The sequence below is a fragment of the Nitrospinota bacterium genome (genome assembly GCA_009873635.1).
GTDB lineage: Bacteria > Nitrospinota > Nitrospinia > Nitrospinales > VA-1 > LS-NOB.
The window spans coordinates 39,810-51,483 of the sequence record WAHY01000002.1; the positions used below are offsets into that span (position 1 = coordinate 39,810).

Genomic DNA, 11,674 nt, shown 5'->3' on the forward strand with positions numbered 1-11,674 from the left:
CCTACGCCTGGTGATTAGGCTCCCAGTAGTTCCGGAGGTTTTGTGAGGACAGGGTTTTCTGATTCGGGCTTAGTCTCTTCTTCAGGTTTGTTTTGTAATAACCTGAGCAAATGGGCGAGGGTGGATTTCAATTCTTTACGGTGTACTACGTTGTCGATGAGACCGTGATCCAGCAAAAATTCAGCTCTTTGGAATCCTGCGGGTAGCTTCTGTTTAATAGTCTGTTCGATCACACGGGGGCCCGCGAATCCAACCAGAGCTCCTGGTTCTGCAAGAATTATGTCTCCAAGCATGGAGAAACTTGCAGAGACACCGCCCATGGTCGGGTCAGTCAAGATAGAGATATAGGGAATTTTTTTGTTGCTCAACTTGCTGAGAGCGGCAGAGGTTTTTGCCATTTGCATTAGAGAAAAGATTCCCTCCTGCATTCTGGCACCACCAGAACAGCTTACTATAATTAGAGCTGAATTGCTTTCAATAGCGCGTTCTATAGTTCGGGTAATTTTTTCACCCACCACCGAACCCATGCTTCCCCCCATGAAACTGAAGTCAAAAGCGCAGAGTTCAACGGGTAGTCCTTCTATTGATCCGGAGCCGGTAATGATCGCGTCATTGGAGAGTCCTTTTTTTGCCGATGACTTGATTCTTTCTTTATATTTTTTTGTGTCTTTGAACTTTAAAGGATCAGAGGAGGCAAGGGTCTGGTCATATTCTGTAAACGTATCCTGATCCAGGAGCTGATGTATTCTTTGTCGAGTCTCTAACCGGAAATGGTAATCACAGTGAGGGCAGACCTTGAGGTTGTCTTCCAGCTCGGCGATAAAAATCTGTTCTTTACATTTTTTACAATTGACCCAGAGATCTTCATCTTTGGTGGTTTTTTTTCCGCCGATTCCGGCCTTGATTTTATCAATCCATGACATATCTATTCTCGCTTAGTGGTTGTTTATTGGAGGAGGGGATGTCTCGTTGGATTCAGACTCCACTTTTTTATTAGCCAACAATAAACTAATTGGACCTATAACAGCATAACTGATGCCAAGAATGAACAATGCAACTCTGGGTATGGTCGCAAGAACATAAATGAATAATATCACGAATAGAAAGCGGGAAAAAACCACCCGTTTTTTAAATTCTAACTGCTTGAAGGCAGGGTATTTTATATTGCTGACCATGAGAAACGCCAGAGTATAAACCACCATTACCATGATAAAAGGATTCATGCGCGTGGCAAAAAGATCTTCAAACGCAATAACAATAGATGCTACCACCACTGCCGCGGCGGGGCTTGGCAGGCCTATGAAGTGTTGGCTGCGGACTTCAGATTTGGTGACATTGAACCTGGCCAGCCTCAAAGCGGCACATAATAAGAACAGGAAAGCCGCCATCCAACCCAGTCGGCCAAAGGGCTTTAATACCCAGGAGTATGCCAGGAAGGCTGGAGCCATGCCAAAGGTAATGATATCTGCCAGAGAATCGTATTGTTCTCCAAATGCGCTGGTGGTTTTTGTCAGTCGGGCGATGCGACCATCTAACCCGTCAAATATCATACCTATTACAATAGCCCAGGCGGCCAAATAAAACTGTTCGTTCAATACCGCTACAAATGCGTAGAATCCGCAAAACACATTTCCTGTGGTGAACAAACTTGGCAGGATGTGAATGCCTTTTTTGGGTTTCATATTATTTTAAATATCCAATGATGGAGCTTCCTCCATTGACAATATCGCCAACAGCAACTTTGATATCTGTACCCTGAGGTACAAACACATCCATACGTGAGCCGAAACGGATTAAGCCGTAGCGTTGTCCACGTTGAAATTCATCACCTTCTTTTGCCCAGCATACAATTCTGCGAGCAATCAAACCGGCAATTTGCTTCACTAAAATTGTAACATGACCATTATTCAATAGGATAGCGCTTTGTTCGTTATCCAATGAGGCCTTGTGGCTGGCGGCGTTTAAAAATTTCCCTTTATTATAGCGATATGCCTGAATCTTACCGGCAATAGGCACACGGTTGACATGAACGTTAAACACATTCAGAAATACGCTTATCCGTGTATACCCTTCATTTTCAAGCAGAGGATCTTGTTCTGGGACTATTTCAACTATCCTGCCATCCCCGGGTGAAACGATGGCATTAGGGTCATCGGGTATAACTCTTTCAGGGTCACGAAAAAACCACGTGACAAACAGGAGAAGTCCGCCAAATAACCCTGTGGCCCAGAACCAGGATAGAGCACAGAATCCCCAGGTTAAAACAAGGAGGGGAATGATGAATACATACCCCTCTTTAGCTATAGGAATTCGCATAGGTGTTTACTGTACCTTCTTGCCAACAAAAGGCATCATTTTTCTGAGCTTTTCTCCGACCTGTTCGATACGGTGAGCTTTATCCTGTGCCAATCTGGCATTAAACAGGGGACGATTGGCCATATTTTCCAGAATAAATTCCTTAGCGAAGGCACCGCTTTGAATCTCGCCCAGAATCCGCTTCATTTCTTCACGGGTCTCCTGAGTGATAATACGTGGCCCCCGCGTTACATCTCCATATGCGGCAGTTGTGCTAATGGAATATCGCATATTGCCAATTCCACCTTCGTAAATCAGGTCAACAATCAACTTGAGTTCATGGAGACACTCGAAGTAGGCAAGGTCCGGGTTATATCCAGCATCCACAAGAGTATCGTATCCAGCGCGAATCAGCTCAGAAACACCTCCGCATAATACGGCCTGTTCACCAAATAGATCGGTTTCGGTCTCTTCTTTAAAATTGGTTTCGAGCACGCCGGCACGGGTTCCTCCTATGCCTTTGGCATAGGCCAGGGCAATCTTCCTGGCATTTTTGGTGACATTCTGATGAATAGCCATTAAACAGGGGACACCAGCTCCCTGCTCGTAGGTTCTTCGTACTAAATGACCCGGGCCTTTCGGGGCAACCATAAATACATCGACATCTTTTGGCGGAACGATCTGGCCAAAATGAATGTTAAACCCATGGCCAAATGCTAAAGCCATACCTTTTTTCAAATTCGGTTCGATATCATTTTCATACATGGCCTTTTGTTTGTCATCAGGAATCAAGATCATCATGATATCTGCTTTTTTGGCAGCTTCCGGAACGGTCATAACGTTCAACCCATCCTTTTGGGCTCTCTTCCAGAAAGCACTGCCTTTTCTCAAGCCAACGATTACTTTAACTCCACTGTCATGCAGGTTTCTGGCGTGAGCATGACCCTGGCTGCCATAACCAATTATGGCAACAGTTTTTTTCTTTATGATTTTAATATCCGCATCTTTGTTATAAAGAATCTTCGACAAAATGGATCTCCTTCTACTAAACAAGTTTAATTGATCGATTTATTTCCTCGACTAATAGCAATTCTTCCAGACCGGACAATTTCCTTAATTCCCAAGGGAGTTAACATATCCAGAAAGCCCGTTATTTTTCCTTCATCGCCGGTTATCTCAATGGTATAAGTACTGGGGCTGACATCTACAACTTTGGCTCTAAACAGATCCACAATTCTAAGAATCTCTTCCCTGACTCGGACTTCAGCATTCATTTTTATCAATAACAACTCCCTGTCAACAAAGCTTTCCTCAGTCAGGTCAATGACCTTGATAACATCAACCAGTTTGTTTAGTTGTTTTGTGACTTGCTCTATTTTGGCATCATCTCCGCGGGTGACAATAGTCATGCGGGAAACGGTTGGGTCGGAAGTTTCAGCAACATTCAGACTCTCTATATTGAATCCACGACTGCTAAAGAGTCCTGATACGCGGGACAAAACACCGAAACGGTTGTTCATTAATACAGAAATGGTATGCTGCATTTTCTTGAAATCCGGGTTTGAGGTTCACCCTAACCTTTATGGGGAGGGGTTTTTTAAAAACCCTTATAGTAGCAAAATCAACGCTTTTTTCCTAATAAAAGAATAGATTAGGGACCAAAAATAGCTGATCAAAGAGAAAATTCATGGCGTTTCCTATTGATAGAGTTTTGACCCAGGTAAAAAAGGTTGTCCGTAATTTTCGAACACCGAGTGTGACCGTGATCAGTCAAAAGAATGATCCTTTTGCTGTATTAGTGAGTTGCATAATCAGTTTGCGTACACGAGATGAAGTCACTGAACCTGCTTCACTCCGTTTGTTCAGCCTGGCAAAAACCCCGGATCAATTGATGAAGCTTTCCATCAAAGAAATAGAGAAAGCAATTTATCCTGCTGCGTTTTTTCGAAATAAGGCACGATCCCTTAAAGAACTATGTAAAGACCTGGTGCAAAATTATGAAGGAAAGGTTCCTGACACTTTGGAGGATTTGTTAAAGCTAAAGGGAGTAGGGCGTAAAACAGCCAACCTGACAATGATTCTGGGGCACAATAAACCAGGGATCTGTGTAGACATTCATGTACACCGTATTTCCAATCGCTGGGGATATGTGAAAACAGGAACCCCTGATGAAACTGAGTCTGAATTGCGTAAGATATTGCCCCGGAAGTATTGGAAGGGATATAACGATTTATTGGTGAGTTTCGGGCAGAACATTTGTAAGCCGGTCTCACCATTTTGCGGGGTTTGTGAAATAGAAGATAGTTGCCCGAAAATTGGCGTGACCACTAGCCGTGGGGGCAGTGTGCAATAAGTTAAGTTGGCTGCACGCCGAGTGTTAGCCGACGGTTTTTTTCTGTAGTTCTATTAATTCCTTGATGCCTTTATCGGCCAGTTTAAGGAGCCCATCCAGTTGTTTGTCATTAAATGGTTCCTGTTCGGCGGTTCCCTGTATTTCGACATATCCTCCTGATCCGGTCTTAACTATATTTAAATCAACTTCAGCGTTTGAGTCTTCCGAGTAGTCCAGATCAAGCACTTTTTTATTATTGACAATGCCTACACTGATTGCGGCTACATAATCTAAGATGGGAAGCTCATTAATCAACTTTTCCTTTTTCAATTTTTTAAGGGCCATTACCATTGCCATGAAAGCGCCGGTTATGGAAGCACAACGAGTTCCACCATCAGCCTGAATCACATCACAGTCGAGCCAGATGGTACGCTCACCTAGTTTTTCAAGGTCTATGACTGTGCGGAGTGAACGTCCGATGAGACGTTGGATTTCCTGTGTTCTTCCCGACAACTTTCCACGCGATGCTTCCCTTGGACTTCTTACATTGGTTGAAGAAGGGAGCATTGAGTATTCTGCAGTAACCCAGCCACTGTTTTTTCCCCTGAGGAAGGAAGGGACTTTTTCTTCTACCGTGGCTGCGCAAATGACTTTTGTATTACCCATCTGGATGAGAACTGAACCTGCCGGGTGCATGGTGTAATTTTTAACGACTTTAACTTTTCGGCACATATTGTGGGCGCGGCCTTGGTTTCTGGACATGGTATTCCTTGGAAAAGTGAGTGAATAGTTTGAAAATTATTGCATCGGGAAATATAAAAAGTGATTAAACTAGCAGTTATGAATCAATTTTTCAACTGCAGCTAATCTCGAATTTCATTATGAAGAAAACCCTGAAAGAATTATTCCCTGCTAAAAGTTACGGAAAGTACCCTGGTTAAAGACCCGAAAGCATTTGTTAGTTGCTTGTAACATATTCAATTATTTGATAGTATTTGGACCATTCTTGATAATAAACCTTTTGTTTTTCTTTGCTGGCTTATGGACTCCTATTTTGAAAAAGGAATCAGGCTTAAGGGCACTCTCTGGGTAAAAGGAGCGGTTCGCTTTGATGGTGACTATGAAGGGGAGATTTACTCATCCGATCATTTTGTGGTTGGTAAGTCGGGCAAGATCCTTGGCAATATAAAAACCTGTAATGTAACCAATATGGGTTTTATTCAGGGCAACCTTTTTGCCGAAAATAAAGTAGTCCTGATGAATGACAGCCGTTTGACCGGTGACATTTCAACGTATCATTTGATCATTGATGAGGGGTCCAATTTTGAGGGTCGTTGTAAGATGATCGACGAGCCCCCAAAAACCGTAAAGGAGGAAATTGAAACACTGGAAAGGCCCGTTCCTAAATCGGTGAAGGTTGCCAAATCCCCTCCAGAGAAAACATCTAAACCCGATTCAAAACCTATTTTTCCAGTAAAAAAGGCCGCCGGTATTGCAATTGCTGTTCTAGTAATAGCCGGGCTGACTTGGTTTTATCCGAGCAAAGAGGATAGACTGGGACCTTTGGTTAAAAAAGGTTATAGGCTTCTTTCTGAAAAAAAATATGAAGATGCTGAAGCAGTTTTGAAAAAGGCGCTGACCGTTTCTCGAGTTGAACCAAAAGTTTATGCGGGGCTGGGTGATATTTACTTTGAAGACAAGCTTTATAACGATGCATTGGCCCAGTTTCAAAGGGCCATTGATTTGAGTCCTGCGAATGCTGAATATCGCATAAAACAGGCAAATGTATATTCCTCAAAGGGTCAAATAAAGGATGCGGTAAAGTCCTATAAACAGGCACTGGAGATTGACCCTAAGAGTGGAACAGCTTTTTATAAAATGGGTCTTTTGTATCTTGGGCAGGAAGAACTTGAAAAAGCTCGTGAATCGCTTGAAATGAGTGTTGAGTTAAATGCAAGTGCATATGAGCCTCATGAGTCGCTTAGTAAACTCTACTCATTACAAAAGAATTATGACAAGGCTCTTGTAGAAATTAAAGAAGCAATAAACCTTAAAAATGACAAGCCTGACTTACATCTGGCTTTGGGAAAACTACTTCTGGAAACAGGTAAGGAAGATGAATCTGTGGAGGCATTTAAAAAAGCGGCCAACTTGTTTCCGCAAAACTTTCAAGCCCAAATTCGTATTGCTGACTGGTATTACACTAAAGGATTGCTGGATGAGTCGCTTGAAACTTATAAAGTCGCGGAGACTCTTGACTCAGAAAATCCTGTCGTGCAAGCGCGTTTAGGAAAAATTTATTCTGACAAGAATGAAAAGCAAAAAGCCAAACTTGCATTAGAAAAAGCTATAAAGCTAAACCCCAAGGACTCTCTCAGCCATTATCAACTGGGTAAACTGGTTTCCAGTGAAGGAAAATGGGGTCGTGCCCAATCTCTGCTGTCCAATGCTATTGCTCTGAACCCTGCTCATGGGCCTTCTCATTATGAATTGGGGATTGTGTTGTTGGCCAGGGAAAAACTGGATCCAGCCAGAGATTCATTTCAAAAAGCCCTGGACAAGGAACCTGAAAACTCGGATTTTATTATGGGGTTGGTATTGGCAATGGTGGAAAAAAAAGAATTGGATGAATCTCTGGAACTCCTTCTTCCGGTTTCTCAAAAAGAACCAAATAACCCTAAAGTCTTTTTATCAATTTGTAATGTTTATACAAAAAAAGGATACTTTACAGTTGCCACCAAGCATTGCGAGAAATCTAATGAACTTGATAAAGGCAACTATGAAGTTATGAACCGTCTGGCCTGGCTGTATGCAAAGAAAAAAAATAACCTTAAAAAAGCTTTTGATCTGTCAAGTCAGACATTGAAAGCTTTCCCTAAACGGCCTGAGTATATAGATACGCTTTCAGAAATTCATTATGTTCGGGGCGAGACTGATAAAGCTTTGGAAAAAATTCAGGAGGCCATTAAGCTGGAGCCTAATAACCCCTATTACAAGCAGCAATTATGGAAGTTTAAGAATATAAAGCCTAATCCGCCTGCCTGATAGTTTTTATAAAACCCCTGCGCCTTTTAGTCCAATATAAGCAAAATAAAACATTAGCAAAACTAACCCTTTTGCTTTCCCCAATGAATGTTTTCCGAAAGCAATCATAGCCACCAGAACAATAGTGATAACGGTAGCGATAACCAGGTCAGGCTGAATAGGCTCCTTGATCTGCAACGGATGAATCGTTGCTGTCAGGCCTAGAACCATCAGGATGTTGAAGATATTACTTCCAAAAATATTTCCAATCGCCATTTCACTATGTCCTCGTTTTGCTGCGATAACAGATGAAACAATTTCAGGGAGACTGGTTCCTATAGCAACGATGGTGATGCCTATAAACCATTCACTGATTCCCAGGCTTCTGGCTACCCCTACACCCCCTTCGACTAATAACTTTGCACCACCGACCAAAAGTGTCAGTCCCAGTACAATAAGCGCGAACTGGAATGCAGGCCCTTTTCCTGAAAACAAATTTGATTCTTCTTCCGGTTCACCAGAAAAATCTTCTTTATGGCTGAGTGATCTCCATATATAGAGTCCCAAAAGGCAAACCATAAAAAAACCTTCGTAACGATTAATCTCCAGATTCCACGCAATCAAAACAATTAATAGAGATGCCAGTAAAAGTGGAGGTGACTCCCGATTTAGCCGATCAGGTGCGATCGTCATAGTAGAAATAAGAGCTGTAAGTCCAAGGACGAGGCCAATGTTAGCTACATTACTTCCAATAACATTGCCCATAGCAAGCTCCGAGGTGCCGTCTAATGCAGCAAGAACGGCAACCGCCAGTTCTGGAGCGGAGGTTCCAAAAGCGACAACGGTGGCACCAATTATAAAAGGGCTTATCTGCAACACTCGAGCAAGGCGAACACTGCCTGTTACTAAAAAATTTCCGCCATAATATAAAAGTGCCAGTCCGGCAGCTATTTTTATTAGATCAAGCAATAAATACCTCGGATAAATGCGGATAATTGCCCACCAGGGTGGGAAGGAAATAGCAACCCATCAGCTGTGGGCAGCAACCAGCAGAAGTGTGTTTAGTCCGGGCAACTCTTTGTTCACCTGATAATCAGTATTTCACCAATTAAAAAGGTGAAGTGAAGAGATACCATACGTGGAAGGTAATTATCAACCCACTTGACTTGAAACAAATAGCAGGTCAGCGTTAAGGCAATAGATTTAAAAGAAGAATTGGCTATACTTTGTCAGTATTTAACGTATAAATGATTTAGAAAATCCTGCTCTGGACAACTTTTCCTGGGTTATACGTGCTTTTTCTTTGTTGGGAAATACGCCCAGTTGAACCATGTAGGTTTTTACAGGAACTTCAGCCTTGTGCGATTCTGACAGAAAGCCCTTTATGCTCAGGTTGTCCTGCGCTTTCTGAGTATCCTTTAGAGATTTAAATTGACCAACTTTCAAGCTGAATGATTTTTTGGAATTCTGGAAATAAGAAGCATCGTATCCTTTTCTGGTAAGTTCTTTTAACTTATTAGCACCGGCTTTTTTATTGGCAAAATTTCCAACTGTAACAACATAGCGGCTTAATTTCTTTGATTGTGTTTGAATAGAAGGAGAAAAGCCTTTGCTTTTAAGTTTTTTGACAAGCGTATCCGCATTTTGTTTAACTCCGAATGCACCAACTTGAATATAAAACTTGGAGCTTTCACTTTTTAAAGCGGGCGCTGTTTTTTTAGGAGTGGATTTTGGCTTGGGGGCTGACGCTATTTTTTCTTTTAAAGGAGTTTTCTTTACCTTTTTAACAGGAGGAGGGGAACTCTTGGTCTTCGGCTCTTTGATAAAAGGGTTTTCAAGCGGCTTTACAGGACTTGTGGACTGTGGAATGGGCAGACTGGATGCGCTGGACCCATCTTCGACTACAGGTACTTGTTTTGCCAGTTTTTCTTCTGCCGTCTCAGTGACTTCCGTTACCGTTTCATTTTTAGGTTCATTAGGAACCTGGTTATTAACCTGAAAATAAACCAGGCCTAACAGGCCGATACCGATCATCGAAATAGAAAGCATACGCGAATTCTTTGACCTGATCTTTTTTTCCGCTTCCATTTCTGCTTCAATTTCGGCATCTTCAATGAGATCATCAATTCGCTTTTGGTATTTTGTGGTTTCCTCAAGAGGCTGGCTGCTTTCCTCGAAAGGTAATGTTTTCTGTTCTTTTGTTTCCAGCATAATCGGTGGCCTTTTTAGTTAATATTTTGAGTTAAAATATAATCTGGTTTTATTTTGGGACAACTTAAGTTGTGAATGTTAGGATGTATCAGGAACAGGGCTTTTTACCCTTTTTGATTCCACTCAGTAGAAAATATATCTTATAACTCCTTAATTGTCAATAAGATAAGGAATCGTTGTCATGGATCTGTCGGTTAACCTGGGCAGTTTACATTTGAAAAACCCGGTCATAGCGGCATCGGGAACTTTTGGTTATGGACTGGAATATGGTTCGATTGTAGACCTGAATGCATTGGGTGGATTTTCGACAAAAGGGCTCTCATTAAAACCTAAAACAGGAAATCCCGTTCCAAGGGTGATCGAAACTTCTTCAGGTATGCTCAATGCGATAGGTTTGGAGAATATAGGACTGGAGTCTTTCATAACCGATAAACTGCCTCAGTTGGAGAAACTGAGCACCCGGATTATCGTAAACTTTTTTGGTGATACCACTGATGAGTATGTAGAGATGGCACGGGCTTTGTCTGATGTGGAGCGATTGGATGCATTAGAGATGAATGTTTCCTGTCCAAATGTAGAAAAGGGAGGGTTGCAATTCAGTTCTGATCCGGAGGTTTTGACAGAGGTGGTTTCATTAGTGAAAAAAACGACGCGAAAGTTTTTGATCGTTAAGTTATCTCCCAACGTGACTGACATAACCTTACTGGCAAAGGCGGCAGAAGACGGAGGAGCCGATGCCTTGTCAGTGTGCAATACCTTTGTGGGGATGTCGATTGACTTGAAAACCAGAAAACCCCATCTTTCAAACAAGACCGGGGGACTTTCGGGGCCGGCGATTAAACCCCTTGCGTTAAATCTCGTATATAAAACTGCGCAGGCAGTCAACATCCCTGTTATTGGACTTGGAGGAATAGCAAGTGGTGATGATGCGGTTGAGTTTTTATTGGCTGGTGCTAAAGCGGTTCAGGTAGGAACGGCAAACTTTATCGACCCTGAAGCAACTATAAATGTGATAGACGGTATTCGTAAATACTGTACATCGAATGGAATGAAGAGTGTTTCTGAAATAAAAATGAGTGAAGTCTAATCATTCTCCCAGGTAGAACCGGGGCACCCGTTTTCCTACATTGCAGAGAATTTCGTAAGGTATGGTTTTTCCTTTTTCTGCCATCTCCTCGACTGATATTACATTTCCCTCTTGTTCCCCAAACAAGACAACTTCATCCCCAGCCCGCACATCTTGAATTTCTGTAACATCAATGAGAGTCATATCCATACAGATATTCCCAATTTGTGGCGCACGTTTGCCCCGGATAAGGACTTCCATGTTGTTGGACAGGGTGCGGTGGAGTCCATCTGCATATCCGATTGGCAAAGTAGCTACAAGGCTTTCCCTTTGAGTTGTATAGCTGCCTGAATAACTGATGGGTTGCCCTTTTGCTATTGCTTTGACGAGAATGACCTGGCTTTTCCATTGCATGACAGGTTGGAAGGGCTTTTCTTCACAGTTTACAAATGATCGCAAGGAGGGAGAGGGTAGAGCACCGTAAAGAATGAGCCCTGGTCTTACCATGTTGAAATGGCTTTCAGGGAATTTAAACAAGGCAGAAGTATTAGCGCAATGGAGAATTGGGATATTTTCTTTTTCCAGCATGGGTAATACGGAACGAAACTTTTCAAGTTGAACTAGAGTGAAGGAAGGATCTTCATCATCGGCAGAGGAAAAATGGGTGGAGACACCTTCAATTTTCAGATTTGGCAAACTGCGAATACTATCTAGAAGTGCTGCCAAATTTTCAGGGGTGACTCCCA

General features: G+C 42.4%; 12 protein-coding genes. 3 read left to right on the plus strand and 9 right to left on the minus strand.

Going from position 1 to position 11,674, the window contains the following annotated elements:
* Nucleotides 1-14 precede the first annotated feature (14 nt).
* The 5 genes from F3741_01835 to ilvN are packed head-to-tail and all read right to left on the minus strand — an operon-like array spanning nucleotide 15 to nucleotide 3,839.
* Nucleotides 15-923 carry an acetyl-CoA carboxylase carboxyltransferase subunit beta gene (locus F3741_01835; GenBank protein MZG29535.1) on the minus strand — a complete coding sequence of 303 codons (909 nt, stop codon included), beginning with the start codon at nucleotides 921-923 and terminating at the stop codon, nucleotides 15-17.
* A gap of 12 nt (nucleotides 924-935) precedes the next feature.
* Nucleotides 936-1,682, minus strand: a complete 747-nt coding sequence (pssA, locus tag F3741_01840; protein MZG29536.1) for a CDP-diacylglycerol--serine O-phosphatidyltransferase — start codon at nucleotides 1,680-1,682, stop codon at nucleotides 936-938.
* Between the two features lies 1 nt (nucleotide 1,683).
* Nucleotides 1,684-2,316: a phosphatidylserine decarboxylase family protein gene (locus F3741_01845; GenBank protein MZG29537.1), complete on the minus strand. Its 633-nt coding sequence runs from the start codon at nucleotides 2,314-2,316 to the stop codon at nucleotides 1,684-1,686.
* A gap of 6 nt (nucleotides 2,317-2,322) precedes the next feature.
* Nucleotides 2,323-3,348 carry a ketol-acid reductoisomerase gene (ilvC, locus tag F3741_01850; protein MZG29538.1) on the minus strand — a complete coding sequence of 342 codons (1,026 nt, stop codon included), beginning with the start codon at nucleotides 3,346-3,348 and terminating at the stop codon, nucleotides 2,323-2,325.
* Nucleotides 3,349-3,350: 2 nt separating this feature from the next.
* Nucleotides 3,351-3,839 carry an acetolactate synthase small subunit gene (gene ilvN, locus F3741_01855; GenBank protein MZG29539.1) on the minus strand — a complete coding sequence of 163 codons (489 nt, stop codon included), beginning with the start codon at nucleotides 3,837-3,839 and terminating at the stop codon, nucleotides 3,351-3,353.
* A 143-nt stretch (nucleotides 3,840-3,982) separates the two neighbouring features.
* On the opposite strand from ilvN, the gene F3741_01860 reads away from it, so the two are divergent.
* The gene (locus tag F3741_01860; protein ID MZG29540.1) at nucleotides 3,983-4,648 is read left to right on the plus strand and encodes an endonuclease III; all 666 of its coding nucleotides are present in this window, start codon (nucleotides 3,983-3,985) and stop codon (nucleotides 4,646-4,648) included.
* A 24-nt stretch (nucleotides 4,649-4,672) separates the two neighbouring features.
* On the opposite strand, the gene rph is transcribed toward F3741_01860, so the two are convergent.
* Complete coding sequence (gene rph / locus F3741_01865; GenBank protein MZG29541.1) at nucleotides 4,673-5,389, minus strand: ribonuclease PH; 717 nt, start codon at nucleotides 5,387-5,389, stop codon at nucleotides 4,673-4,675.
* Between the two features lie 279 nt (nucleotides 5,390-5,668).
* On the opposite strand from rph, the gene F3741_01870 reads away from it, so the two are divergent.
* On the plus strand, nucleotides 5,669-7,672 hold the full coding sequence (locus F3741_01870; GenBank protein MZG29542.1) for a tetratricopeptide repeat protein: 2,004 nt from the start codon (nucleotides 5,669-5,671) through the stop codon (nucleotides 7,670-7,672).
* Nucleotides 7,673-7,678: 6 nt separating this feature from the next.
* On the opposite strand, the gene F3741_01875 is transcribed toward F3741_01870, so the two are convergent.
* Both F3741_01875 and F3741_01880 read right to left on the minus strand, forming a co-directional pair.
* On the minus strand, nucleotides 7,679-8,638 hold the full coding sequence (locus F3741_01875; protein MZG29543.1) for a calcium/sodium antiporter: 960 nt from the start codon (nucleotides 8,636-8,638) through the stop codon (nucleotides 7,679-7,681).
* Nucleotides 8,639-8,887: 249 nt separating this feature from the next.
* Nucleotides 8,888-9,862 (minus strand): hypothetical protein, encoded by a 975-nt coding sequence (locus tag F3741_01880; GenBank protein ID MZG29544.1) that lies wholly within the window; start codon nucleotides 9,860-9,862, stop codon nucleotides 8,888-8,890.
* A gap of 181 nt (nucleotides 9,863-10,043) precedes the next feature.
* On the opposite strand from F3741_01880, the gene F3741_01885 reads away from it, so the two are divergent.
* A complete protein-coding gene (locus tag F3741_01885) occupies nucleotides 10,044-10,949 on the plus strand; it encodes a dihydroorotate dehydrogenase (protein ID MZG29545.1) in 906 nt (301 codons plus the stop codon).
* On the opposite strand, the gene alr is transcribed toward F3741_01885, so the two are convergent.
* A partial coding sequence (gene alr, locus F3741_01890; protein MZG29546.1) for an alanine racemase occupies nucleotides 10,950-11,674 on the minus strand: 725 nt, incomplete at its 5' end.

Bases quoted from the DNA above. Each gene is read 5' to 3' on its own strand.
- F3741_01835 (MZG29535.1), bottom strand. From the start codon at position 923: ATGTCATGGATTGATAAAATCAAGGCCGGAATCGGCGGAAAAAAAACC.
- pssA (MZG29536.1), bottom strand. From the start codon at position 1,682: ATGAAACCCAAAAAAGGCATTCACATCCTGCCAAGTTTGTTCACCACA.
- F3741_01885 (MZG29545.1), top strand. From the start codon at position 10,044: ATGGATCTGTCGGTTAACCTGGGCAGTTTACATTTGAAAAACCCGGTC.
- ilvN (MZG29539.1), bottom strand. From the start codon at position 3,839: ATGCAGCATACCATTTCTGTATTAATGAACAACCGTTTCGGTGTTTTG.
- F3741_01870 (MZG29542.1), top strand. From the start codon at position 5,669: ATGGACTCCTATTTTGAAAAAGGAATCAGGCTTAAGGGCACTCTCTGG.
- F3741_01880 (MZG29544.1), bottom strand. From the start codon at position 9,862: ATGCTGGAAACAAAAGAACAGAAAACATTACCTTTCGAGGAAAGCAGC.
- rph (MZG29541.1), bottom strand. From the start codon at position 5,389: ATGTCCAGAAACCAAGGCCGCGCCCACAATATGTGCCGAAAAGTTAAA.
- F3741_01860 (MZG29540.1), top strand. From the start codon at position 3,983: ATGGCGTTTCCTATTGATAGAGTTTTGACCCAGGTAAAAAAGGTTGTC.
- F3741_01845 (MZG29537.1), bottom strand. From the start codon at position 2,316: ATGCGAATTCCTATAGCTAAAGAGGGGTATGTATTCATCATTCCCCTC.